Here is a 24,047-nt window from a genome sequence, read left to right as displayed (position 1 = left end):
TAATTGTATTACAATTACAGGCGTTTCTAATGTAGGAAAGGAAGAAGAATAAGTAAATGGAAACTTTGCTTTTAATTCCTGTATTAATTTTCTTTATTTGGCTGCAAAGCAAACAAAGAAAATTAAACTGGATAGATATTATAACTTTTCTCATGATGATAGGGATTATTACTTATATGGCGCCGCAACCAATGACTAGGGATTTACAAGCAGAGTTACTGGCAGTTACGCTTTTTTCTTTCGCTATTGGTGTTTGGCAAGGTGGGGGAATTACAGTCTGTTATGAGGATGAAACTTTATATATTACAAATGGAAAACAGTTTTCCATTTCATGGGTTCTCTTAATAATTGGCAACATAATTATTATTAACATATTTGAAGATGGATTTACATTTAATGGACCATGGTTTCTTTTGTGTAGTGTTGTCATTACATCTGGGGTGAAAACCAGTATTCTATGTGTTCTGTACAAATTAACAGTGCGAAATTGAATGGGAAATCAAAGCTGTTTTCTTTTATTCCAACATAAAACGTATTGCTGTCAGTGCATTAAAAGACTGTAGTTGATAAAAATGAGAAGGAATTATTGGAAGAATGGGGGAGTTAACATAGATGTTTCTACCTATTACTATATTTGATAGGTTTAGTTGGCTGGGGAATGTTGCTTTCTCTTCAGAAAAGACTAGCAGGGATCGAGCACTTTCGAGGGCAGAAGAAAGCAATGTTAATTTGTGTGAAAATAAATGTAGAGATTCAGTTAATAATATTCATCAAAAAATAAATGTGGATACTTTGGACTATAGTAATAATCGTATATTGGGCCGTGCAGAACCTCATTCAACAATTGTCATAACAAGTAGTGATATGTATGTTGGAAGCGGAAGAGTTAATAAGTATGGAGAATTTAAAATATATACAAATGATTATCTGGAAGAGTATTTGGTACTAGAGATTCAGTTGATAACGGGCGGTTTCTATCAAGGAAGTATAACGGTAAAGTTAAAAAGTTAATGTATGATGATTTTCTTTTTATTTACTAAATAAAAAGGAAGCAACCGTAGTCGCTTCCTACATCTATTAAGCCGAAGCCTTCTTCATTCTCTCAAGTAAACTAGATAACACATGCGTACGATACGATTCTAGTTTTTTACCTTCATAAGTACGAATACCTAATTTTTTAAGTTCTTTTACATACCAACCTTTGCTTCCGAAATACATATAATCGCTCCCCTTCAACTTTGTTTTTATTTGTCCTGATTGTACTTGGAGGTACAGGTAATATAATGAAGGAAATGAATTTCGCGCGAAAATGGTTAACTTTGTTGCAAAAGACATATATACTAAAGATAGTATACAACGAGGTGGACAAGACGTGATTATAGAGAAGCACGAAATTCAAATTGACCAAATTACGAGCGGTAAAGTGAATATCTTTACTTTCTATCGAAATAGAAAGCAAGTTGATGATCATTTTTTACGATTGCAAGAACCATCGCTTACAGCAAACTACTTCTTCCATTTTCATTTTGATGCAGAGAGCTTGCATCTACTGCAGGAAGAGTTTCCAAGCGTATATCCGTACAACGGTAGTGAAACGATTCACGACTGGACGGAAAAGATGAAAGCAGAATTGCAACATCAGATCCAAACAGGAAAATGGAATAAACGCGTACGTATCGGTAATCGCATTCTAGATGTGGTGTTTACGTGGTGTGACGAAGATATAGTAGAGTGAAAAAGAAGCGGATGACGCTTCTTTTTTTAGCGCTGGAATAAAACGAGCTTACCTGCAGAAGATGTGCAGCGATGTGTTTTTTCATACAATCCTTTTTCTTGTAAAATAGATTCACCTTTTGCTTTCGCTTCTTTTTCAGTTGCCGCCTCGAATGATTCGTCTAATGCTTTCGAACCATCTTTTTCAAAGACTGTTAGAACGTATACTCCCATGAAAATTCCCTCCAATAATAAAAATCAGAATCTTATAACTATTTTGGCATAAATCACTAGAATATGCAAAGAAATATATGACATTGCGTGTTAAAATAGAGGGGAAGTTTTATGGACACTAGATTTACTATTCGTAGTAAAGTACGGAAAAGGAAAGGATCGTTATTTGTGAAACAAGTGAAGTTTATACATGCGGCTGATTTGCATTTGGATAGTCCGTTTAAAGGGATGGAGATGAATGTACCACAGTCTGTTTGGGAGAGAATGAAACAAAGTACGTTTGAATCGTTCGAGCGTATTGTTGATAAAGCGATTCAAGAGCGCGTTGATTTCGTATTACTAGCCGGGGATTTGTATGATGCGGAGACGAGAAGTTTGAGAGCGCAAGTGTTTGTGCGCGAGCAAATGAAGAGACTTTCGCAGTACGATATTCCCGTTTTTATTATTCACGGTAACCACGATCATTTAGGCGGAAGCTGGGCAGCAATTGAGTTTCCAGAAAATGTTCATGTGTTTACAGAACCTTATGTAGAAGAGAAATCATTTTATAAAAATGGTGAGCGATTAGCTTCGATTTACGGGTTTAGTTATTTGCAGCAAGCGGTAACGGATAATATGACAGCGCAGTATACGAAAATGAGTGATGCGCCTTTTCATATTGGCATGCTTCACGGAAGTGTTGAAGGGGATGCAGAGCATAATCGTTATGCACCGTTTCAAATTCGTGAGCTGAAAGAAAAGCAGTTTGATTATTGGGCTCTTGGCCATATACATAAACGTGAGATTTTATCAGAAGAGCCGTACATGATTTATCCAGGGAATATACAAGGACGTCATCGTAAGGAGACAGGGGAAAAGGGTGCGTACCTTATTGAACTTACGAAACAAGGGTCGCAATGTTCATTTTTCCATACGGCAGATGTTATGTGGGATGAAATTGAAGTGAATATTGATGGACTTGAAACTGTTGATGAACTTATGACTGTTATATCAAGTACGATGAATGATTGCCGAAGAGAAGAAGAAGGGACGCTTTTAACTGTCGTATTTACAGGGCAGGGCCCACTTTCTCCATATTTACGTGAAGACAAGCGTGTCGAAGAAATTTTTCATATTTTAGCGTCTAGCGAAGAGCGAAAAGATTTCGTATATGCGATGAAGTGGAAAAATGAGACGGTTTCTTTTGCGGAAATCGAACGTTTGAAAGAAGAAAATCATTTCGTCGGTAGTGTGCTAAAAGAGTTAGAAGCTTTCACAAATATGGACGGAGTATTACGCACGATTTGGACATCTCCTGTAGCGCGTAATAGTATTGAATCTTTTACAGAAGAAGAGAAGAAAGAGATTCAAAAAGAAGCAGAAAATATTATTTTAGAGCAATTATTCCAGCAAGAGAGGGATAAGAAATGAGAATTGAAAAACTCCATATTTATGGATACGGAAAATTAGAAAATGTGGAAATGGATCTTTCGTCGCTGACTGTTTTATACGGTGAAAATGAAGCGGGCAAATCGACTATTCGCTCGTTTATGAAAAGTATTTTATTCGGTTTTCCGACGAGAGGACAGCGCCGTTATGAGCCGAAAGAAGGCGGCAAGTATGGCGGTGCGATGACTGTGCAAACAGAGAAGTACGGTCGTTTGAAATTTGAACGATTGCCAAAGACGGCAGCTGGTGAGGTAACCGTTTATTTTGAAGACGGGAAAACGGGCGGCGAGGAGATTTTACACGATATATTAAGCGGAATGAATGAAAGTTTATTCGAATCGGTCTTTTCTTTTGATATGCACGGTCTTCAAAACATTCATCAGCTTGGCGAAGCGGATATCGGCAATTATTTATTTTCCGCAAGTGCAGTCGGAAGTGATGCATTATTGCAGCTCGATAAAAAGTTAGAAAAAGAAATGGATCAGCGTTTTAAGCCGAGTGGGCGAAAACCAGAAATTAACGTGTCACTGCAAGAGATGAAGAAGCTTGAAGAGAAGATGAAAGAGTGGCAAGGGAAAATTGGCACGTATGAAAAGCAAGTGGAGCAGTTAAAAGAAAGTGAAGAGAAACTTGCTTCTGTTCGTGCGGAAAAAGAGAGTGCAGAAAAGCGAAAGCAAGATTATGAAATATTAGCAGCGCTAGAGCCTCTCGTTATTGAAAAGCGTGCGCATGAGAAAGTGTTAGAAAACGAGAATGGGCAGTTTCCTGTAAACGGGATGGCGCGTTATGAAGCGATTAAGGCGAAGATGGAGCCGCTCCAATTACAAGTTGATTCGCTCCATAAAAAAATAGAGAATGTGCAATCGGAAATGGAATCGATTCAAATAGATGAAGCGTTTTTACAAAAAGAAAGTTATGTAGAAGAACTTCGTATGCAGCATATGTCTTATGAAAATGCACGTCAAGAAATGCGTGATTTGACAGGAACGATTACGAATATAAAAGAAGAACTGGCAGAACTAGAGCAGCAAATTGGTGCTACTTTTGAAAAAGAAACAGTCCTTTCGTTTGATATGAGTTTGGCAACGAAAGAGCTGATTACGCAAACAGTGCAAAAGGCGCGCGAGTTAGAAACACAAAAAGTACAGCTGGATGATCGTTTTAAAGTAGCGCAGGAGCAACTAGAAGAACAAGAAGAAAACACAAGACAGATTCAGAAACAAATGTTAGCGGATGAAGAGCGAAATGCGTTAAGTGAGAAAGAGAAGTCGTTCCAAGACGCGGCATTTATCGGTATGGGCGCTGAGCGAATGAAGCGTAAGTATGAAGAGAAGGCAGGAGCAGCTGTGCAAAAGAAAAAGCAGTGGCAAAGAGTTTGTCTTCTGTTACTGCTTATTAACACAGTTGTTTTATTCACGAGTCTATTTATAGATTACCGCCCGCTTTTATTTATTAGTGTTATTGTTTTTGTAGGAATTGTTCTTGCTCTTGTTTTATATAAGGATCCGTCAAATGGATTACAAGAAGAACTCCTTACCCTTCAGCAAAGTGCTGGCGGGAGACAAAGTGAAGAAGCGATGTCTGTGCGCTATGAGTTAGAAAAAGATGAAGAGATTCGGAAGTTATTTGAGCGCGAGTCGTATAAGTTGCAGCAAATGGAACGAGCGTATGATAAAGTCGTTTCATCCTATGAGGAATGGGAGAGAGAAACGTTCCGCATTAGTGAACAAGTACATGCATATAAAACACGTTATATGTTCCCTGAATTTTATACGTATGCACACATATTGCCGGCGTTTGAGCGTATGGAAAAAATGCAGCAATTATATCGTGAATTAGAGAAGCAAGGCGCGCGAAAATCTTCATTATATGAAATGATTTCGCAATTTGAACATAAACTAGAAACTGTTATCGGTAGCGCAGAATATAGTAAGCTGCACGAGGCACAAAGTCGTATGCAAAATGAGAAAGAGAAGCGCCAAACTTGTAAGCAGCTAAAAGAGAAATTAGCGGAATGGCAAGAAGAATACGAGTTCACGCAAGAGCAATTGAAACAACTATTAGTAGAAAGAGATGGATTATGGCATATCGCACATTCTACAGATGAAGAGATGTTTTTAGAGGCAGGTAAACTGGCGGAAAAACGTGAAGATGCTGAGAAACAAGTGGGTCGTTTATTACCGCAAATTGATCTTTTAGAACAACGTTTAACGAGTTTATCATTAGCTGAACATTATGAAGCTGACGGTTATGATGAAAAATTAAAGCAAGAGATGACAGCCGCGCAAAACTGTCTGGAAAAAGAAAAAGAACTGACAGAGCGTATTGCGAAACATCGTATGGAAATTGCGAATTTAGAAGAAGGCAGTACGTACGGCGATTTAATGCACGAATGGGAAATGAAAAAAGCGCAAGTGCGTGAACAGGTGAAGAAATGGGCTGCTTATGCGGCCGCAAAGACAGTGTTAACGAAAACGAAGCAATATTATCATGAGGTACACCTTCCTCGTATTTTACAAAAATCAGAAGAGTATTTCGTCTATTTAACAGGCGGGCGATATAGTAAAATCTTTTCACCGTCAGAGGCGGAACCTTTTATTGTGGAACGTAACGATGGTATGCGTTTTTACAGTCATGAACTAAGCCAAGCGACAGCAGAGCAGTTATATTTATCGTTACGATTTGCATTAGCGAAAACATTTGAGCATGATTATCCGTTTATTATTGATGATAGTTTCGTGCATTTTGATGCGGTAAGGACGAATCGTACGATTGAACTAATAAAGGAAATTGCGCAAGATAGACAAGTCATCTTCTTTACATGTCATGCACATTTGCTAACATATTTTACAGAAAAACAGATTATAAAATTAACGCATAAGCGTAAAGAAAATGAGTTGTAGTGTGCTATACTAAAAGTAACTGATATGGTGGAGGAATTCGAATGAAAAAGAAAATTGCAGAATATGAAGTTGGTGAACAAGTCGATGTTTTCTTGTTAATTAAAACAGCGACAAAAGGTCTAGCAAGCAATGGAAAGCCGTTTTTAACAGTAATCTTACAAGATCCAAGTGGAGATATTGAAGCGAAGCTATGGGACGTATCACCAGAAGTTGAGAAACAATATGTAGCGGAAACAATCGTTAAAGTAGCTGGTGACATTCTAAACTACAAAGGACGTATTCAATTACGTGTGAAACAAATCCGAGTTGCGAATGAAAATGAAGTAACGGACATCTCAGACTTCGTAGAAAAAGCACCAGTGAAAAAAGAAGATATGGTCGAGAAAATTACGCAATACATATTTGAAATGAGAAACCCGAACATTCAACGTCTAACAAGACATTTATTAAATAAGCATCAAAATGAATTTTTAGAATATCCAGCAGCGACGAAAAATCATCACGAGTTCGTATCTGGACTAGCTTATCACGTCGTATCGATGCTTGATTTAGCGAAAGCTATTTCAGCTCTATACCCATCATTAGATAAAGACTTACTATATGCAGGCGTTATTTTACATGACCTTGGTAAAGTAATCGAATTATCTGGTCCAATTTCCACAACATACACGTTAGAAGGAAATTTACTAGGCCACATTTCTATTATGGTGAACGAAATTGGGAAAGCTGCAGACGAATTGCAAATCGATGCAGAAGAAGTATTAATTCTTCAACACATCGTCCTTTCTCACCACGGAAAAGCAGAATGGGGTAGCCCAAAACCACCATTAGTAAAAGAGGCAGAAATTCTGCATTACATCGATAACTTAGATGCAAAAATGAACATGATGGACCGCGCATTAGGACGCACAAAACCAGGCGAATACACAGAACGTGTCTTTGCTCTTGATAATCGTTCGTTCTATAAGCCGACGTTCCATAATTAATAGTGTGAATCGAATGGCCTCATTAAGTGTTAATACGCTTAGTGAGGCTGTTTTTTTATTAAAAATTAAATGAAATGGTTAAGAAGTACGCATGGGGTTAACGAAGAACGATTAAAACATATCTCACCACTAGAATGGGAGCATATCAACTTTAATATGGCAGATACTTAGAATTGCTTCAGCCTGTATAACAGGCCTAAAAATAAGAGTTGAAACTTGTTTAGCATCTATTTTTGTTAAAAGGTGAGAGGGATCCTTATATAAAAAAGACACCCTAAGGTGCCTTCCCTCGACTAGATCGGAGTACCGCCAGCATTTCAGAAAAAATATGCTAAGCAAAAAATACAATAAGCTGTCCATATGGACAGCTTATTTACATAATTATCGTTCTCGGAAGTAAATATATTTGCTTTATCCGTGATTCGTAGTAATTTCATCAAAAAAACATTTTAATTCAGAAAACTTTTCTAAATCTCCCATTGTTGAAAAAACTTCTTCCCCTTTTTCATGACAAATAACAATTGAAGGGATCTTCTTAAATAAACCAACAGTTTGCTTCTGTTCTTTAAATTCTATGATTTCTTCATGTTTAATTTCAAAAAGAATTTTATTCATTTTCATTGTTTCTGTATAAAAAATTATTCTCTTATTTGTTGATAACAATAATCCAAATACATCAGGAGAATTAGAAATTATACCGCTTAACATTGAAAGAGAAGTCAAATTGCTATATTTATAATAAGCTTTAATTTGATTTTTCACTTTTTCATTCTCTTCTAATAAAATTTGTTTTAACATATTAAGTCTCTCCTTATATAAAAATAAAATATTGATGATATTTTCTGAAATCTGTATATCTCTATATTATCATGAAACGAAAACGTAACAACTTATTGTTTTGCATAATTTTGATTAATAACGAGATTCTTAATGTGTTTTTTAAAGAAACAATGACTTTCATAGTAATCTACACTCACTAATCATTCTCACCTGAATATACCTTTAAATCTTCCATTGCTATGGCTATAGCGTGTTTTTTTGTATCAATTAACGATATTCCTTGTTTAATAGGAGCCCAATACTCATATTCATAATCCAAAAACCAAGCAAAAACTTCTGTAGTGAAAAAACCATTATTTCGTTTGATCACTTGAACCTTGTATCTTTTGTTTTTGGAAACAATCTCTTTAATAATTTCTTTCATTGTCTTTCTCCTTCTACCTTTTATCCAGATTGTACCACATCAAGAATATAGATAATGAAAGGTATTTTGATTGCATAAAGTATTCATTTCATGTTTACATAACGTCTCATTATCAGCAGCAAGGAAAAGGAGGAACCTCCTTTTTTCGTTCTATGGACCTATGCATTTTTTCATACATTCCTATTCTGGCGCGGTTTTAGATTTCTCGTTTGTTTTTGGATCAACCAAAAAACTGTATTAAATCTTGTTTGATCCTAGGGGTCACTATATATGAACACTACGTATTTGACTTTCTCAATGACCAATATTACTTAACGTGGTAAAATAATATCCAATGTTATTAAAATTAAAGTGGTTATCAAGTCGGAGGAAGGCACTTTAGGGTGTCCTTTCTTTTTTAATATATAAGCGCACCATCCTTTTCCTAATAGAGATCCTCTCATGCCTCCTTACAGGGAGAATGATAAGGCATTTTTTATTTACCCAATTACCGAGCTCTCACATGTTTTAAATAGTTACAATACTTGTATTGCTTCAATAACATAGGATCATTCTTAAGAATGTCATTGAAATGTATCAATAGATTCTAGTGTAGCAAAATAAATTGTGCTATGATGTGAGCAAATATAAAACTAGCTAACGGAGGGATTCACATGCCGCATGTTGTGTTTCGTGGAATTACTACTGAACAATTAAAACACATAAGCAAGCCATTAGTAGAAGAGCTCGCAGAGATTTGTGAGTGTGGTATGGATAATTTTACGTTGGAACTACCAAGTTCTACGTTTGTATTCAATGGAGAAGAAATAGAAGCGTTTCCTCTTATTGAAGTGAAATGGTTCGAGCGTGGACAGGAAATTCGTGATCGATTTGCCAAGGCCATTACTACATATATAATGGATTTTGGACTTCCAGAAGTAGAGGTTGTATTTACGGTTTTCACAGAATCAGCGTATTATATTAACGGGAAGCATTGTGCAAGTTAGAGCTATTTGAAAGATTTTTGTAACATTTATAAGGGGTAGAACCACATCGCTATTAAGCTAACTAGACAAAATACCCCCTAAAAAGAAAAAGGCGTTATTCTTTCTGAGAAATCATAGTAAAGGATAACGCCTTTATATCAATATGGAGTACAGCCGAGATACGTGTAAAAATAGGTCATAGACTTCCTTTTTTCCAACTTTGACCTATTGAGTTTATAAAGGGATTGCTTCTTCTATTGGTTGGGGGATTTTCTGTAAATCAATTACATAATCCCCAAAGCGTTTTATATGCATAGTCATATAAGGACTTAGCCTTTCTAAATCTTGGCGTGAAAAGCGATAACCTTCTTTTTTAGTTGCCATAAAATTATAGTGATATCTACTACATTTTGAAAAATTACAGAATTGGTGATTAAATCATTGTATTTAATACGTTTTTCTTGTTCGATTGGATCGTTTTCCGTAATAATACCATCGCGGCCAAAAAACAACCATCATGATATAGAGGCAAATATAAAGAACATGTTAATCAAAACATGTTCTTATTTAATATAATCGATTCACTTTTTTATAAAAAGTTTGGTTATTTTATTGAAGCTTACTCCACAAACGCACCCGTTTGTTAACTTTTTTACCGTTTGAAAGCCATACTTTTTATATTGCTTCATTTATTGGAAAAACCGAAAGCTTTAAAATCTCTCTATTACATATTTATTTTTGGAAAAATAGCCTAACTCCAAATACTAATAATACTGTGCCAGTAATACCCTCTATTGTACGGTTCACCTTTTCTTTTCTTAAAAAAGTTCTTAATTGACGTATTAGAGAGATATAAAGTAAATACCATATTGCTGTCAAAGTCGTAAATGTGAATCCCAACAAAAGAAATTGGAAGAAATGACTTTGATTACTCACAATAAATTGGGGTAGAAAACTAAGGAAAAATACAGCCGTTTTTGGGTTTAAGATTGCCGTGGTAAATCCTTGTCTAAAACTTTTAACCGTTCCAATATCCTTAGAGTTTATTTCCACTGAACCTGACATATCTTCTTTTTTAGAAAAGGCACTTTTAATTGACTTTACAGCTAAATAAATTAAATAAAATGCCCCAGCATATTTTATTAATGTAAATAGCATAGCAAATTTCATTAAGATAGCAGAGAGTCCTAGTGTAGCCATTATTGTATGAATCATCATTCCAGATACCGTTCCTAAGACGGTCTTTATCCCACCATTTCTACCATGAGAGATAGTGTTTTTTGTAACTAAAGCAAAACCGGGACCAGGCATCATTATAATAAGGAGTGCTGTAAGGATAAATAGCAAGTAATTTTCCATGTTCTGGTATTTCCTTTCTGATTTTTAGTTTCGCTTATAGTATAGCTTTTTTCCTTAAAACATTAAATATAAAAAGTGTGATCAGGATAGTATCATAAACTTTCAAGGTGTTGTAATTGAATTATAGAGGGCTTCACTTGAATAATGTTCTTCTGTAAATGAGCGTTTTAATGGAATGCTAATTACATGAATAATCAGATTTTTGTATGAAAGGATAACTCAATTAAATAAATTAAATAAATTAAATAAATTAAATAAATTAAGAGCGTTTTTTAATTGATTTTTCTCGGAATACTCTTAATTTTCTTTCGTTTATCGAGGGTATTAGTATCAACTTGACCAAACATTATCCAAAAACTACATTTAAGATTTACGAAAGCATATTCGAATAATCATTCATTAAATTTCTTATCAATCACCAAAAATTAATTATCATAAGGAAGAGGTAAGTGACCTTTTATTTAAGAAATTACTTATTCTTGAAAAAATGAATTAACTCCCCATAAATAATTGTAAAGATATAAAATTCTATAATTCCCTCGGAACAAAAAATTATCTTTTATAGCAACGAAGTTCATTTTTATCGTTTTGGGGTAGTGTATTCTTGTTAGCTTGATGGGCATGGGGAGCTATAAGTCTTTAGTTTGATAGTGACGCTATCCAGAAATTAATGATTTTACACCCTAAATGTTATTTAACAAAAAAATATCTCGAATTTGAGATAAATTACTTGCTTTTTTATCACTTGAGATGTAAAGTGATAGTAACGAAAGCGATTGAGTCATATGAAAAACATACACTCACTTGCTTTCGATTAAAAAACGAAGTAACTTATTCAGTAAAAACTAAGATGAATTTACAAAAATATAATGAGAATAAATTGAAAAGCTAAGAAGCATATTATTTTTTAATTATCACTTGACTAGTAAAATGAAGCGGAGGAATTATCAATGTATGAAATTAAAGGGCATCATCACATTTCAATGGTCACGAAAAATGCAAATGAAAATAATCACTTTTATAAAAATGTACTTGGTTTACGTCGTGTGAAAATGACAGTAAACCAAGATGATCCGTCAATGTATCACTTATTTTACGGAGATAAAACCGGAAGTCCAGGTACGGAGCTATCGTTTTTCGAAATTCCTTTAGTAGGAAAAACATACCGTGGTACGAATGCGATTACTCGAATTGGGTTACTTGTTCCTTCAGAGGATAGCTTGCATTACTGGAAAGCACGATTTGAGGAATTTGATGTGAAACATAGTGAAATGACAACATATGCAAATCGTCCTGCTTTGCAATTTGAGGATGCTGAAGGTCTTCGCCTCGTACTACTCGTTTCAAACGGAGAAAAAGTAGAGCACTGGGAAACTTGGGAGAAATCAGAAGTTCCTGCAAAGCATCAAATCCAAGGAATGGGTTCTGTGGAAATGACAGTTCGTAGACTTGATAAAATGGCGAGTACACTTACAGAGATGTTTGGTTATACAGAGTTTAGCCGAAATGACGAAGAAGCGATTTTTCAGTCCATTAAAGGAGAAGCTTTTGGAGAAATCGTTGTGAAATATTTAGATGGTCCTACTGAAAAGCCGGGCCGCGGTAGCATTCACCACCTAGCAATTCGTGTGAAAAATGATGCAGAGCTTGCTTATTGGGAAGAACAGGTGATACAAAGAGGTTTCCAATCTTCAGGAATCATCGACCGTTTCTATTTTAAAAGCTTATATTTCCGTGAATCAAACGGAATCTTATTTGAAATTGCGACAGATGGACCAGGATTTACAGTTGATGGAGATGTAGAACATTTAGGAGAAAAACTGGATTTACCGCCGTTCCTAGAAAATCAGCGAGCAGAGATTGAAGCGAATTTAGCACCTATTGAAGAGAAGTAATAAAAGAAAAAATACCACTTTAATATATAAATGAAAACCATTGGAGGAATATAAAATGAACCAATTAAAAGGAATTCACCACGTTACAGCGATTACAAGTAGTGCAGAAAAAAACTATGAGTTTTTCACTCACGTTTTAGGAATGCGTTTAGTTAAAAAAACAGTAAACCAAGATGATATTCAAACGTATCATTTATTCTTTGCAGATGATAAAGGTAGTGCAGGAACAGATATGACATTCTTTGACTTCCCAGGTATTCCAAAAGGAGTACACGGTACAAATGAAATTTCAAAAACTTCATTCCGTGTTCCAACTGATGCAGCATTAGAGTATTGGGTAAAACGCTTTGACCGTCTTGAAGTGGAGCATACAGGCATTAAAGAGCAATTTGGTAAGAAAACTCTTTCTTTCGTTGATTTCGATGATCAACACCATCAATTAATATCTGATGAATTAGATAAAGGGATCGAATCAGGTACACCGTGGCAAAACGGGCCAGTTCCATTAGAATATGCAATTACTGGTTTAGGACCTGTATTTATTCGAATCGCGAACTTTAGTTTCTTTAAAGAAGTGTTAGAAAAAGTTCTATTATTTAAAGAGGTTGCGCAAGAAGGAGAATTCTATTTATTTGAAGTAAACGAAGGTGGAAATGGTGCTTCTGTCATTGTAGAACATAATACAGTTCTTCCAGAAGCAAGACAAGGTTTTGGTACAGTGCACCATGCTGCATTCCGCGTAGAAGATCGCGCTGTATTAGAAGAATGGATTGAGAGAATAAGTAGCGTTGGACTTCCTTCATCTGGCTATGTAGATCGTCACTTCTTCGAGTCATTATACGCAAGAGTTGCACCACAAATCTTATTTGAATTTGCAACAGACGGCCCAGGATTTATGGGAGATGAGCCATACGAAACACTGGGCGAAAAATTATCTTTACCTCCGTTCCTAGAGCCAAAACGTGAAGAAATCGAAAAATTAGTTCGTCCAATTGATACAGTGAGAAGCACGAAGGAATTTATTAAAGAGTAAAAGTAGAGGTAATAAGTAGGAGAGCAAGTATTTTTGGCTGATAGCTAAAAATACTTGTTTTTTTTATTTTCGCTTTATAAGTATATTGAATAAAATAATTGACTTACTTTTTATATGTAACTATAATAGTTACAAAGTAATCTTTAACAATGGCAGTGAGTAATATTTTTTTAGTATAATTGTAACTGTTATAGTTACAATTAAAATTAATCATAAAAAAACCAAATAATGTAAAAACTTTGAATAGCAACAAGAGAAAGGAGACGGGAATGTTGAAACGGTTTAAGTTTTATATGATTAGCGGTATTGTGCTCGTTTTGTTAATCGTTTGTAACTTCGTTGATAAGCCGATTGCGAAGGTTGGAGAAGTGAAAGATACTGTTATGATGAAGATAAATACGAAAGAGAGTATGGCACAGATTGATGGGCAGACGATTTATTTTAAGCAAATTGGTGAGGGAAAGCCACCTTTACTTATGCTGCACGGGTTTGGTGGTTCTTCTGATGGATTTAGTGATATTTATCCGGAACTTGCGCGAGATCACACAATTATCGCAGTTGATATTTTAGGATTTGGGCGTTCTTCTAAGCCAGTTGATTTTCAGTATTCGTTTCCTGCGCAAGTGAATTTATATTATAAGTTAATGAAGAAGCTTGGATACGATCAGTTTGCGGTGCTCGGTCATTCAATGGGCGGAGAGATGTCTCTCAATTTAGCGTATTTATATCCGGATGCAGTGACGCATCTCATTTTGGCAGATTCTACAGGAATAGAGTCTTTCCAGCAAAAAGAAAGTTATGAAGTGCCGCCGTTATCAACTGATCTTCAAACGGTAACAGAGATTACGAATTATAATAAAGATGAAGTAAAAAATAGTCGCGACGATAAAGAGCATTATGATCAGCTGACGAAAATGAGAGAGCGCCGCATTGCGATGGAAGCTGATAAAATTAAGGTGCCTACTTTAATTATATGGGGACGACACGATAAGAGCGTTTCTTGGAAAAATGGTGAGCTGTATCATCAGCTATTTGCAAATAGTACGTTCCATATTATTGAAAAAGGATACCATGCGCCGTTTCGCCAGGAACCAATAGAGTTTATGGAATATGTACAAGCGTTCTTCGCGAAGAATCCACAACGATAAAATTTTAAGCATAAATCCACTTCTTTCCTCATACAGTGAAACTAATAAGGCTTGTCTAAGGAAAGGAATGAAGTGGAGTGGAAACTTTACCATGGTGGGTGTATCTTGTAATTGTTGGGATTGTACTAAGTGGCTACATGGTTTTATATACTTCAAAAAAAGAGCAAGAGATGGATAATGAGTTTATCGAAAAAGAAGGCGAAGTGTATATGAAGCGCTTAGAAGAAGAGCGTGAGAAACGTAATCAGAGTAGTGATAAGGATTCGGTATTGCTTTAATAGAAATTTTGAAAGGCTACCATCTAGTAGAACTTTACATCTAGGTGGTAGCCTTTTTCTTTTTGGAAAGCATGTATACGAAATTCATCATGAACTTTTATTGATGGTATTTATATATATTTCTACTCATAAGAATGGAACTAGCGTGTTATTTACTGGGGGGGATTAACAATGCATAGGGATGAAACATCATTACATCCTGATACAGGTGTTACATCTGTAATGTTTGTTGAGCGTTCATTAAATGAAATTCGTTTTTGGTCTAGGATTATGAAAGAGCATTCTTTTTTTCTTCGCCTTGGATTTAGATGCGAGGATACGCAACTAATTGAAGAGGCGAATCAATTTTATCGATTGTTTGAACATATTGAACAAATAGCGCATTCCTATACAAATGAAACAGATCCTGAGCAAATAAAAAGATTTAATGCAGAAGTACAACAAGCCGCAACTAATATTTGGGGATTTAAACGAAAAATTTTAGGGTTGATTCTCACATGTAAATTGCCAGGACAAAATAACTTTCCGCTGTTAGTTGATCATACAAGTAGGGAAGCAGATTATTTTAGAAAACGTTTAATGGAATTAAATGAAGGGAAATTAGATGCTCTTCCTGATGCTATTATTAAAGAAAATGTTTTCTTTCTAAGGATTATGGCAGACCATGCTAAATTTATTGGTCATCTTCTTGATCCATCGGAAAGAAAGCTTGTAGATACAGCTCGGAATTTTAGCAATGATTTTGATGCATTAATGTATCAAGCAATTGACTTAGAATCAATGAAACCACAATCCCAAACAGTCCCTCTTTTAGATCAATTTTTAGATCAAAATCGTGTGTCGGTTGCATCTCTTCGGGATTTTAAGAAAACAGCACGTGATTTAATTGAGCAATGCAAAATAAAGAGCATCATTCACCCATTATTGGCAGATCATGTTTTCCGTGAAGCTGATAGATTTCTTGAAATCATTGATATGTTTGATGTTCATCTTACAAATATTCAATCACAACCTAGATATTAGAAGATAAGGAAAGATACTATTTTACTTTCAGTTGAGAAGTTAACAATTTATTGTTAGCTTCTTTTTTTTGAAGAAAAGGTTTGAAAATGGAACTTTACGTTATTCTTTCTGGAGAATGATAAGAAAGGATAGCGTATTTTTTATGCCTCATTTAGTCTTTATTAGTATTAATTCTTTGTATTATTGTTCGGGAAATTATTATAGAAGAAAAATATATGAAACCTACATCGTATAGCATATGAAATAGCGCCATTACAAGCTGTAACGCACAAGTTGCACAGGCTACGCAACGACAACTAGCTTTACTCTTCATCAGTTATTTGTCCATACTAGACGTAGAGAGGTGATAAACACAGTATGATTTTTAGTGAACGCTTAAAACAAGAACGAGAGAAACGAAATTGGTCGCAAAATGATTTGGCTGAAAAAATTCATGTAAGTAGGCAATCTGTTTCGAAATGGGAGACGGGAAAGAACTATCCGAGCATCGAAATTATTATTCATTTAAGCGATCTGTTCGGTATTACGATTGATGAGATGCTAAGGAGTGATGAAGAGTTGACGCAGAAAGTAATTGAAGATAGTAAGCAATTAGCATATCCAAAATGGAAGGTGTTTTTCGATAGTCTATTCATGCTGGGAGTATTTCTGTTTCTTACAAAAATCGTTGTATGGATGTTAAATAAATTTGCCGGAGCGAGCATTACCATTATAGCGGACGCACCGTATGTAATGAACTTTCTACCTCTTATATTAATGATCATAGGTGGCACGGCTTCTGATAAGTTGAAGAAAATATATAGATAGAGGAAAGAAATCCCCTACACTAGCTGTTCTTTTCACTTAAATTGTGTACTATAAAGGATAGGATGACATAAAGAAGGGGACATTTAGAATGGAATTTCATGAACAGAAGATTTTGCCGGCAGTGAGGCAAATTAAAGATTTGGAAAAGCTATTACATAGTTCGTATGAATATATCGTTATTTTAGATATTCATGTCGGTCAATTGAAGAGTGTTATATCACTTGCGAAGCAATATTGTAAAAAGGTGTTTTTACATGTGGATTTAATTCATGGTTTGCAGAGTGATGGGCATGCGACGGAATATTTATGCCAAGAGTTTAGACCGTACGGGTTACTTTCGACAAAGGCGAGCGTAATTATGAAGGCGAAGCAAAAGGGTGTTGTCGCAATTCAGCGTATTTTTTTAATTGATTCTAGTGCAATGGAGAAGAGTTGTAATCTTTTAGAAAAGACGAAGCCAGATTATATAGAGGTGCTTCCAGGAGCGTTAACGGATGTTATTACTGAAGTGAAGGAGCGCACTGGTTTACCAATTTTAGCAGGTGGTTTCATTCGTACAGTTGATGATGTGGAGAAAGCGTTAAATGCTGGTGCGACAGCAATTACGACATCAAAACGCGAACTATGGAAACATTACCAAAAAAAGTGACGAAAATGTGAAAAAATTCTGTTGACACCGCTTTCATGAGAGGTTAACATTATAGACAAGTTAATAAACGTGACGGAGAAAAGTAGAGATCCACATTTCATTGTTTCTATATAAACTTATATAGAAGCGTGCAAAGCTGTGGGTCTTTTTCTTTTGACAAAAACGAATGGCCATTCATTTTACCTCTATCACATTTGGAAGCGTTTAAATTGATTGTGGAGGGATACTATGTCAGCATTTTTAGGAGAGTTAGTAGGGACTGCGTTGTTAATCTTACTTGGTGGCGGCGTTTGCGCTGGTGTAAGTTTAAAGAAGTCGTTTGCGAAAGATTCTGGTTGGATTGTTATTACAATGGGCTGGGGCTTAGCGGTAGCAGTTGCAGCGTATGCAGTAGGATCAATTAGTGGGGCACATTTGAATCCGGCTTTAACGATAGGATTAGCATTTAAGGGAGCGTTCCCATGGAGTGACGTACCAGGTTATATCGCAGCACAAATGATTGGGGCAATTATCGGGGCAGTTCTTGTATATTTACATTACTTACCACACTGGAAAGAAACAGAAGATCCAGGAACAAAATTAGGTGTATTTGCAACAGGTCCAGCAATTCCGAACACATTTACAAACCTTTTAAGTGAAATGATTGGAACATTCGTTTTAGTATTTGGTATATTAGCAATTGGAGCAAATAAATTTGCAGATGGTTTAAATCCATTCATCGTAGGTTTCTTAATTGTAAGTATTGGTTTATCATTAGGTGGAACAACAGGATACGCGATTAACCCGGCTCGTGATTTAGGTCCGCGTATTGCACACTTCTTCCTTCCGATTGCAGGAAAAGGCGGTTCAAATTGGAAGTATGCATGGATTCCAGTAGTTGGTCCAATTTTAGGTGGATCACTTGCAGGTTTATTCCATCAAGTTGTATTTGAAGGAAAACAAAACTCAGCACTTATTTATGTGATTATCGCAACTGTGATTGTACTAGCAATCTCTTATATGACAAGTAAAAAAAGTGAAAGTAACACAAATAGTAGAAAAGTAGCATAGGGGGAAACCATTATGAAAAAATATATTCTTTCATTAGACCAAGGAACAACTAGCTCACGCGCAATTCTTTTCAATAAAAAAGGTGAAATTGTTCATTCAGCTCAAAAAGAGTTTACACAACATTTTCCGAAGCCAGGTTGGGTAGAGCATAACGCACAAGAAATTTGGGGATCTATTTTAGCAGTTATCGCAACTTGCTTAAGTGAAGCAGATGTAAAACCAGAACAAATCGCTGGTATCGGTATTACGAACCAACGTGAAACAGCGGTTGTGTGGGATAAAACGACTGGAAAACCAATTTACAACGCAATTGTATGGCAATCTCGCCAAACAGCTGAAATTTGTGATGAGTTAAAAGAAAAAGGTTATAGCGAAATGGTTCGCGAAAAAACAGGTCTTTTAATTGACGCATACTTCTCTGGTACGAAAGTAAAATGGATTTTAGATAACGTTGAAGGTGCAAGAGAAAAAGCAGAAAACGGCGATCTATTATTCGGAACAATTGATACGTGGCTTGTATGGAAACTATCTGGTGGTAAAGCGCACGTAACTGACTACTCAAATGCATCACGTACATTAATGTTTAACATTCATGACTTACAGTGGGATGATGAGCTTCTAGACATGTTAACAGTACCAAAGAGCATGCTTCCAGAAGTACGTCCATCATCTGAAATTTATGCTGAAACAATTGACTATCACTTCTTCGGTCAAAATGTACCGATCGCAGGTGTAGCTGGTGACCAACAAGCGGCATTATTTGGACAAGCTTGTTTCGTTGAAGGTATGGCGAAGAATACTTACGGAACTGGTTGCTTCATGTTAATGAACACAGGTGAAAAAGCAGTAGCTTCTGAGCATGGTCTATTAACAACAATTGCATGGGGAATAGATGGTAAAGTAAACTACGCATTAGAAGGAAGTATTTTCGTAGCAGGTTCTGCAATTCAGTGGTTACGTGACGGAATGCGCATGTTTAAAGATGCAAGTGAGAGTGAAGTATATGCTTCTCGCGTTGAATCAACGGACGGTGTATACGTTGTACCGGCATTCGTAGGTTTAGGTACACCTTACTGGGATAGTGAAGTACGCGGTGCTATGTTTGGTGTAACGCGCGGTACGACGAAAGAGCATTTCATCCGTGCAACACTAGAATCTTTAGCGTACCAAACGAAAGATGTATTATGCGCAATGGAAGCAGATTCAGGTATTGAACTGAAAACATTACGCGTTGATGGCGGAGCTGTTAAAAATAACTTCTTAATGAAGTTCCAAAGTGATATTTTAGATGTTCCTGTAGAGCGTCCAGTGATTAACGAAACGACTGCTTTAGGTGCAGCATACTTAGCTGGTCTTGCGGTTGGATATTGGAAAAACCAAGATGAAATTAAATCACAGTGGCATATGGACAAACGCTTTGAACCAACGATGGAAGCGGAAACAAGCGAAGAGCTATATGCTGGATGGAAAAAAGCAATTGAAGCAACAAAAGCTTTCAAATAATCATAAACAGTGTTATAATGGTGACAAGTTAATAATTCGGTAGGAGATTTGGAGAGACCACAACGCGCTATAGAGGCGAAATCTATAGCGGAGTTTGTGGTCTCTTTTTTCGTTATCAAAGGGAGGAATTACCATGAAATTTTCAAGTACACAACGTAAAGACGTATTAAACGGAGTAAATAAACAAGAGTTAGATGTGATCGTAATTGGTGGAGGTATTACTGGTTCTGGTATTGCATTAGATGGGGCAACACGCGGGTTATCAACAATTGTGTTTGAAATGCAGGACTTTGCAGCAGGTACATCAAGTCGTTCAACGAAGCTTGTACACGGTGGTCTACGTTATTTAAAACAACTTGAAGTGAAAATGGTAGCAGAGGTGGGGAAAGAGCGTGCGATCGTATATGAGAACGGTCCCCATGTAACAACACCAGAGTGGATGTTACTTCCGTTCCATACAGGCGGTACGTTCGGATCATTCAGTACATCAATTGGTCTTCGTGTATACGACTTCTTAGCAGGTGTAAAACGAAGCGAGCGCAGAAAGATGTTTAACCGTGAAGAAACATTAAACAAAGAGCCTCTTGTGAAAAAAGAAGGATTAAAAGGTGGCGGTTACTACGTAGAATATCGTACAGACGATGCGCGTCTTACAATTGAAGTAATGAAAGAAGCAATTGAGCATGGTGCGAAAGCTGTTAACTACGCAAAAGTAGACAGTTTCTTATATAAAGATGGGAAAGTATGCGGTGTACGTGTAATCGATTTACTAGACGGAGAAGTGTACGAAGTTTACGGTAAGAAAATTGTAAACGCAGCTGGTCCTTGGGTAGATACACTTCGTGAAAAAGATAACTCGAAAAAAGGGAAAGTACTTCAATTATCAAAAGGTGTTCACTTAGTCATTGACCAAAAACGTTTCCCATTAGGGCAAGCGATTTACTTTGATACACCAGATAAACGTATGGTGTTCGCGATTCCTCGCGGAGGAAAAACATACGTAGGTACAACAGATACGTTCTATGATAAAGATGCAGCTGTACCACACATGACAACAGAAGATCGCACATACATCATTAACGCGATTAACTACATGTTCCCAAGTGTGAAAATTACAGAAAAAGATGTGGAGTCAAGCTGGGCTGGTGTACGTCCGTTAATTTACGAAGAAGGTAAAAACGCATCTGAAATTTCTCGTAAAGATGAAATTTGGACTTCTGAATCTGGTTTAATTACAATCGCAGGTGGTAAATTAACAGGATACCGCAAAATGGCTGAAATGGTAGTAGACTACGTAACGAACTTACTACAAAAAGAAGGTCATAGTGCATATCCGAAGAGCACAACGAAACATATGCCAATCTCTGGTGGACATGTAGATGGTTCTAAAGGATTACCAGCATTTATCGCGAAAAAAGCAGGCGAAGGTACGAAATATGGTTTAACGACAGCACAAGCAGAAGAATTCGCAAAATTCTACGGCTCTAACGTTGACGTACTATTTGATTTAGCGAAAAAACATAAAGACGAAGCGAAAGAATACAACATGCCGCTAGACGTTCTAATCCCACTTGTATACGCAATGGATTACGAAATGACAGCAAAACCAGTCGACTTCTTCGTACGCCGCAGAGGCGCTGTATTCTTCAACATCCACTGGGTATACGAGTGGAAAGAAGCAGTAATCAACTACATGGCTGCGAAACTAGGCTGGAGTAAAGAAGAGCAAATGAAATATACAGCTGAACTAGAAAAAGCATTAACAGACGCTGTCATTCCTGTAGATCAACAAGAACAGGCAGCTGCATTAGCATAAAATAGAGAAACACCTGGAGGGAAGCCCTTCAGGTGTTTTTCATCTTGACTAAAAATAAATAAAATGTGTTACAATGATGATAGAGTATTTAGTATGAATTTTGCATAAAATAAAGAAGACAGAAGCCTGAGAAACTTCTGCCTTGTGTAACCTAACTTGCTATTGTGGTGGTAGTAGGTGCGGTTATAAGACAATTACATTAACGTTTTAGCCGAGAACCGCCCTTACCTTTTCCACGAAGCAGGGTGGTTCTCGCTTTTTTGTATACAGAAATTAGCCACGGACCGACGTATCTTCTACCGATGACAACGCCAGCTCCGGTTAGGATACCGTACACTAATTTAATTACAAACATCGCGATCATTTTATCACCTCCTCCTTTTTTCAAAATGGAAGAGATGATTACCACACCTACTAGTTATAGCTTATTAAGTTACGCATTAATTGTATTATGTTTTAAAATAGGGAACAAGACATATGGATGAAAAGCCCTAGTTTTAAATGGTTGGTTATTGTGTAAAGTGTGGTTTGTCATATACAACTTGTTTGTGAGCCTCCTACAAGTCAAGGTTTTCATTCGAGTTACGTTTCTTTTCTTTAATTTCATTAAGTTGTTCCATCAAGAATGTAGCATCAGATTTTGTTAATTCAACTTTCGGAATGCCATTTTCAAAAATGATTAAAAAGTAACTTATAATTCTCCTTACAATTTGTTCCTTGTTAAATAAACAAACATAATTAAAAAAATAGGGATACTGATAACAACGTTCAAATGAAATACACAGCAGAACTAGAAAAAGCAGCTGTGTTATGTATAGAACTTCAAATACTATACTTGTATTTTATAACCAAAAAACCTAATATTTAGTTTATAAAGATAGATTTAATGAAAAAATAAGATACCAATATGAGGTGTATCATGAAAAAATTAATTACCTATGACCCTGAAATCCAGATGGCATATCTGTATGTAATTCCATTTACTTCAGAAATTGAGATTGAATCGACTGAAGAATTGGAAGAAAATCCGAAATTGAATTTAGATATAGATCAATTTGATCGCATAGTTGGGATTGAGTTTTTTGGAGAAAATGCAAGTAAATTAAAAGGATTAACAAATAGGAGTAAAATATATATATAGAAAACTTCAAATGATAATAACTACATATACTCATTTCGGGTTTCTCAGGAAAATCATTTGCAAAAAGTAGCATTTCATCATGTTGTATTTTATTTTGCGGATAAGAAGTATGAAGAATTTATTGGTTTTGATATTATGAATCCCTCTTTGTATGGCCATGAGATATTAGATTCTTTAAGTGAGTATTAGGAAGAAGGGGGACTCGGTGAAATGAGTTCTCTTTTTCATTTAGCGGTGAGGGGAATATTGACTATAGAAAACGAAGGCAAAATCCTTATTGCAAAATGAAAGAGCGCCTTGTGAGGAAGACGCTTTTTAGGTGAATGTAGTGTAATGACTATTCGGTTTATTATATGTAATTTGCTGAGGGAATGATTTCGCAAAAAAATATTATTTTAAAAAGGGAGTTGTAATTGATGAAATGGAGAGTTCCTAAGGTTGCTATTCATTAGGTATTTTTTCAATCGTAGCATCATTTGCAATTGGAGGTGTAGATTTAGTCGTTGCACCGAAAGATATAACGAGTTTATCCCCCAATTGATAATTCCTATTTTTTTCGATAGGAAGTTTTAATAGTTTATTTGGAATAAATTTCATTGCTTCCACCTCGGAGTAGGAAAGTGCTTCCTTTTTTGTAGGGGTATCTGCAACGAGTATGTATACAGTGTCAATTGAAATAACATATCCTGTGAAAGTCTCCGTTTTTAGAGAAGCAGTACTAGTTTGGTTGGGCGAATCTAGTGCTACTGTGCATCCGCAAGCTAATGTTAGGGTGGTTAGTAAAGTTATGATTTTTTTCTTTGGCATTATTAGTTTTGGCCTCCGTATAGTACGTGTTTTTATTATTATATTATAATATATAGATTAATGAAGTTATACCATGAGAAAGTGGATTTAAGTTAGAGATATAGT

The 24,047-nt window shown here is 36.0% G+C and carries 24 protein-coding genes and 2 pseudogenes; 18 read left to right on the top strand and 8 right to left on the bottom strand.

Annotation, left to right across the window (positions count from 1 at the left end):
• The first annotated feature begins 56 nt into the window (after nucleotides 1-56).
• A complete protein-coding gene (locus tag QCI44_RS22990; protein WP_098986623.1) occupies nucleotides 57-491 on the top strand; it encodes a hypothetical protein in 435 nt (144 codons plus the stop codon).
• A gap of 121 nt (nucleotides 492-612) precedes the next feature.
• A complete protein-coding gene (locus QCI44_RS22985) occupies nucleotides 613-1,011 on the top strand; it encodes a hypothetical protein (RefSeq protein ID WP_098485945.1) in 399 nt (132 codons plus the stop codon).
• 66 nt (nucleotides 1,012-1,077) lie between these two features.
• On the opposite strand, the gene QCI44_RS22980 is transcribed toward QCI44_RS22985, so the two are convergent.
• Nucleotides 1,078-1,218 (bottom strand): YflJ family protein, encoded by a 141-nt coding sequence (locus QCI44_RS22980; RefSeq protein WP_000273536.1) that lies wholly within the window; start codon nucleotides 1,216-1,218, stop codon nucleotides 1,078-1,080.
• Between the two features lie 154 nt (nucleotides 1,219-1,372).
• Here QCI44_RS22980 and QCI44_RS22975 point away from each other — a divergent pair, with 154 nt between their 5' ends.
• Nucleotides 1,373-1,735: a hypothetical protein gene (locus QCI44_RS22975; RefSeq protein WP_000582797.1), complete on the top strand. Its 363-nt coding sequence runs from the start codon at nucleotides 1,373-1,375 to the stop codon at nucleotides 1,733-1,735.
• Between the two features lie 26 nt (nucleotides 1,736-1,761).
• On the opposite strand, the gene QCI44_RS22970 is transcribed toward QCI44_RS22975, so the two are convergent.
• Nucleotides 1,762-1,947, bottom strand: a complete 186-nt coding sequence (locus tag QCI44_RS22970) for a YhzD family protein (protein WP_000539551.1) — start codon at nucleotides 1,945-1,947, stop codon at nucleotides 1,762-1,764.
• Nucleotides 1,948-2,115: 168 nt separating this feature from the next.
• On the opposite strand from QCI44_RS22970, the gene QCI44_RS22965 reads away from it, so the two are divergent.
• From QCI44_RS22965 to yhaM, 3 genes are read left to right on the top strand one after another with little or no spacing between them, the layout of a single operon-like run.
• Nucleotides 2,116-3,357 (top strand): metallophosphoesterase family protein, encoded by a 1,242-nt coding sequence (locus QCI44_RS22965; protein ID WP_116349165.1) that lies wholly within the window; start codon nucleotides 2,116-2,118, stop codon nucleotides 3,355-3,357.
• Nucleotides 3,354-6,278, top strand: a complete 2,925-nt coding sequence (locus QCI44_RS22960) for an ATP-binding protein (protein WP_098986624.1) — start codon at nucleotides 3,354-3,356, stop codon at nucleotides 6,276-6,278. Before QCI44_RS22965 ends, QCI44_RS22960 begins: the two co-directional genes overlap by 4 nt.
• Nucleotides 6,279-6,319: 41 nt before the next feature.
• Complete coding sequence (yhaM, locus tag QCI44_RS22955; protein WP_000726648.1) at nucleotides 6,320-7,264, top strand: 3'-5' exoribonuclease YhaM; 945 nt, start codon at nucleotides 6,320-6,322, stop codon at nucleotides 7,262-7,264.
• Between the two features lie 411 nt (nucleotides 7,265-7,675).
• Here yhaM and QCI44_RS22950 read toward each other — a convergent pair whose 3' ends face one another.
• Together QCI44_RS22950 and QCI44_RS22945 are read right to left on the bottom strand one after the other, a co-directional pair.
• Nucleotides 7,676-8,062: a PH domain-containing protein gene (locus QCI44_RS22950; protein WP_088083409.1), complete on the bottom strand. Its 387-nt coding sequence runs from the start codon at nucleotides 8,060-8,062 to the stop codon at nucleotides 7,676-7,678.
• 178 nt (nucleotides 8,063-8,240) lie between these two features.
• A complete protein-coding gene (locus tag QCI44_RS22945; protein WP_098405296.1) occupies nucleotides 8,241-8,468 on the bottom strand; it encodes a hypothetical protein in 228 nt (75 codons plus the stop codon).
• 653 nt (nucleotides 8,469-9,121) lie between these two features.
• Here QCI44_RS22945 and QCI44_RS22940 point away from each other — a divergent pair.
• Nucleotides 9,122-9,454, top strand: coding sequence for a DUF1904 family protein (locus QCI44_RS22940; protein WP_353811452.1), 333 nt, complete (start codon nucleotides 9,122-9,124; stop codon nucleotides 9,452-9,454).
• 213 nt (nucleotides 9,455-9,667) lie between these two features.
• Here QCI44_RS22940 and QCI44_RS22935 read toward each other — a convergent pair.
• Nucleotides 9,668-9,948, bottom strand: a pseudogene (locus QCI44_RS22935) (Tn3 family transposase); the annotation flags it as partial.
• Between the two features lie 217 nt (nucleotides 9,949-10,165).
• Nucleotides 10,166-10,792 carry a LysE family translocator gene (locus QCI44_RS22930; protein WP_000432978.1) on the bottom strand — a complete coding sequence of 209 codons (627 nt, stop codon included), beginning with the start codon at nucleotides 10,790-10,792 and terminating at the stop codon, nucleotides 10,166-10,168.
• 950 nt (nucleotides 10,793-11,742) lie between these two features.
• Between QCI44_RS22930 and QCI44_RS22925 the strand changes: the two genes are divergently transcribed.
• The 10 genes from QCI44_RS22925 to glpD all read left to right on the top strand — a co-directional run bounded on the left by QCI44_RS22925 (nucleotide 11,743) and on the right by glpD (nucleotide 21,994).
• Complete coding sequence (locus tag QCI44_RS22925) at nucleotides 11,743-12,687, top strand: ring-cleaving dioxygenase (protein ID WP_016133836.1); 945 nt, start codon at nucleotides 11,743-11,745, stop codon at nucleotides 12,685-12,687.
• Nucleotides 12,688-12,742: 55 nt separating this feature from the next.
• Nucleotides 12,743-13,720 carry a ring-cleaving dioxygenase gene (locus QCI44_RS22920; protein WP_353811451.1) on the top strand — a complete coding sequence of 326 codons (978 nt, stop codon included), beginning with the start codon at nucleotides 12,743-12,745 and terminating at the stop codon, nucleotides 13,718-13,720.
• A 272-nt stretch (nucleotides 13,721-13,992) separates the two neighbouring features.
• A complete protein-coding gene (locus QCI44_RS22915; protein ID WP_033659809.1) occupies nucleotides 13,993-14,868 on the top strand; it encodes an alpha/beta fold hydrolase in 876 nt (291 codons plus the stop codon).
• Nucleotides 14,869-14,945: 77 nt separating this feature from the next.
• Entirely contained in the window at nucleotides 14,946-15,146 is a 201-nt protein-coding gene (locus QCI44_RS22910) for a sporulation YhaL family protein (protein WP_000449230.1), read from the top strand.
• A 171-nt stretch (nucleotides 15,147-15,317) separates the two neighbouring features.
• Nucleotides 15,318-16,169, top strand: a complete 852-nt coding sequence (locus QCI44_RS22905) for a DUF2935 domain-containing protein (protein WP_088083412.1) — start codon at nucleotides 15,318-15,320, stop codon at nucleotides 16,167-16,169.
• 357 nt (nucleotides 16,170-16,526) lie between these two features.
• Nucleotides 16,527-16,976: a helix-turn-helix domain-containing protein gene (locus QCI44_RS22900; RefSeq protein WP_016136591.1), complete on the top strand. Its 450-nt coding sequence runs from the start codon at nucleotides 16,527-16,529 to the stop codon at nucleotides 16,974-16,976.
• Between the two features lie 88 nt (nucleotides 16,977-17,064).
• On the top strand, nucleotides 17,065-17,625 hold the full coding sequence (gene glpP / locus QCI44_RS22895; RefSeq protein WP_016089019.1) for a glycerol uptake operon antiterminator GlpP: 561 nt from the start codon (nucleotides 17,065-17,067) through the stop codon (nucleotides 17,623-17,625).
• Between the two features lie 228 nt (nucleotides 17,626-17,853).
• Entirely contained in the window at nucleotides 17,854-18,675 is an 822-nt protein-coding gene (glpF, locus tag QCI44_RS22890; RefSeq protein ID WP_016089018.1) for a glycerol uptake facilitator protein GlpF, read from the top strand.
• A gap of 12 nt (nucleotides 18,676-18,687) precedes the next feature.
• Nucleotides 18,688-20,178 (top strand): glycerol kinase GlpK, encoded by a 1,491-nt coding sequence (gene glpK, locus QCI44_RS22885; RefSeq protein ID WP_016089017.1) that lies wholly within the window; start codon nucleotides 18,688-18,690, stop codon nucleotides 20,176-20,178.
• A 133-nt stretch (nucleotides 20,179-20,311) separates the two neighbouring features.
• Nucleotides 20,312-21,994, top strand: coding sequence for an aerobic glycerol-3-phosphate dehydrogenase (gene glpD / locus QCI44_RS22880; RefSeq protein WP_098413149.1), 1,683 nt, complete (start codon nucleotides 20,312-20,314; stop codon nucleotides 21,992-21,994).
• A 199-nt stretch (nucleotides 21,995-22,193) separates the two neighbouring features.
• On the opposite strand, the gene QCI44_RS22875 is transcribed toward glpD, so the two are convergent.
• A complete protein-coding gene (locus tag QCI44_RS22875; protein ID WP_000561154.1) occupies nucleotides 22,194-22,358 on the bottom strand; it encodes a hypothetical protein in 165 nt (54 codons plus the stop codon).
• A gap of 555 nt (nucleotides 22,359-22,913) precedes the next feature.
• Between QCI44_RS22875 and QCI44_RS22870 the strand changes: the two are divergent.
• Nucleotides 22,914-23,324, top strand: a pseudogene (locus QCI44_RS22870) (DUF2283 domain-containing protein).
• A gap of 252 nt (nucleotides 23,325-23,576) precedes the next feature.
• Here the strand turns inward: QCI44_RS22870 and QCI44_RS22865 are convergent.
• Nucleotides 23,577-23,942: a DUF3221 domain-containing protein gene (locus tag QCI44_RS22865; RefSeq protein ID WP_001124850.1), complete on the bottom strand. Its 366-nt coding sequence runs from the start codon at nucleotides 23,940-23,942 to the stop codon at nucleotides 23,577-23,579.
• Between the last annotated feature and the right edge of the window lie 105 nt (nucleotides 23,943-24,047).

This window comes from Bacillus cereus group sp. RP37 (assembly GCF_040459695.1).
GTDB lineage: Bacteria > Bacillota > Bacilli > Bacillales > Bacillaceae_G > Bacillus_A.
Note: the sequence above shows the minus strand (reverse complement) of the source record. Positions and strands in the feature narration are given on the sequence as shown.

What these genes read in the sequence shown, in the direction of transcription:
- yhaM (WP_000726648.1), top strand. Translation starts at nt 6,320, where the DNA reads ATGAAAAAGAAAATTGCAGAATATGAAGTTGGTGAACAAGTCGATGTT.
- glpD (WP_098413149.1), top strand. Translation starts at nt 20,312, where the DNA reads ATGAAATTTTCAAGTACACAACGTAAAGACGTATTAAACGGAGTAAAT.
- QCI44_RS22920 (WP_353811451.1), top strand. Translation starts at nt 12,743, where the DNA reads ATGAACCAATTAAAAGGAATTCACCACGTTACAGCGATTACAAGTAGT.
- glpP (WP_016089019.1), top strand. Translation starts at nt 17,065, where the DNA reads ATGGAATTTCATGAACAGAAGATTTTGCCGGCAGTGAGGCAAATTAAA.
- QCI44_RS22930 (WP_000432978.1), bottom strand. Translation starts at nt 10,792, where the DNA reads ATGGAAAATTACTTGCTATTTATCCTTACAGCACTCCTTATTATAATG.
- QCI44_RS22960 (WP_098986624.1), top strand. Translation starts at nt 3,354, where the DNA reads ATGAGAATTGAAAAACTCCATATTTATGGATACGGAAAATTAGAAAAT.
- QCI44_RS22925 (WP_016133836.1), top strand. Translation starts at nt 11,743, where the DNA reads ATGTATGAAATTAAAGGGCATCATCACATTTCAATGGTCACGAAAAAT.
- QCI44_RS22945 (WP_098405296.1), bottom strand. Translation starts at nt 8,468, where the DNA reads ATGAAAGAAATTATTAAAGAGATTGTTTCCAAAAACAAAAGATACAAG.
- glpF (WP_016089018.1), top strand. Translation starts at nt 17,854, where the DNA reads ATGTCAGCATTTTTAGGAGAGTTAGTAGGGACTGCGTTGTTAATCTTA.
- QCI44_RS22990 (WP_098986623.1), top strand. Translation starts at nt 57, where the DNA reads ATGGAAACTTTGCTTTTAATTCCTGTATTAATTTTCTTTATTTGGCTG.
- QCI44_RS22970 (WP_000539551.1), bottom strand. Translation starts at nt 1,947, where the DNA reads ATGGGAGTATACGTTCTAACAGTCTTTGAAAAAGATGGTTCGAAAGCA.
- QCI44_RS22950 (WP_088083409.1), bottom strand. Translation starts at nt 8,062, where the DNA reads ATGTTAAAACAAATTTTATTAGAAGAGAATGAAAAAGTGAAAAATCAA.
- QCI44_RS22905 (WP_088083412.1), top strand. Translation starts at nt 15,318, where the DNA reads ATGCATAGGGATGAAACATCATTACATCCTGATACAGGTGTTACATCT.
- QCI44_RS22980 (WP_000273536.1), bottom strand. Translation starts at nt 1,218, where the DNA reads ATGTATTTCGGAAGCAAAGGTTGGTATGTAAAAGAACTTAAAAAATTA.
- QCI44_RS22900 (WP_016136591.1), top strand. Translation starts at nt 16,527, where the DNA reads ATGATTTTTAGTGAACGCTTAAAACAAGAACGAGAGAAACGAAATTGG.
- QCI44_RS22985 (WP_098485945.1), top strand. Translation starts at nt 613, where the DNA reads ATGTTTCTACCTATTACTATATTTGATAGGTTTAGTTGGCTGGGGAAT.
- QCI44_RS22875 (WP_000561154.1), bottom strand. Translation starts at nt 22,358, where the DNA reads ATGATCGCGATGTTTGTAATTAAATTAGTGTACGGTATCCTAACCGGA.
- glpK (WP_016089017.1), top strand. Translation starts at nt 18,688, where the DNA reads ATGAAAAAATATATTCTTTCATTAGACCAAGGAACAACTAGCTCACGC.
- QCI44_RS22865 (WP_001124850.1), bottom strand. Translation starts at nt 23,942, where the DNA reads ATGCCAAAGAAAAAAATCATAACTTTACTAACCACCCTAACATTAGCT.
- QCI44_RS22940 (WP_353811452.1), top strand. Translation starts at nt 9,122, where the DNA reads ATGCCGCATGTTGTGTTTCGTGGAATTACTACTGAACAATTAAAACAC.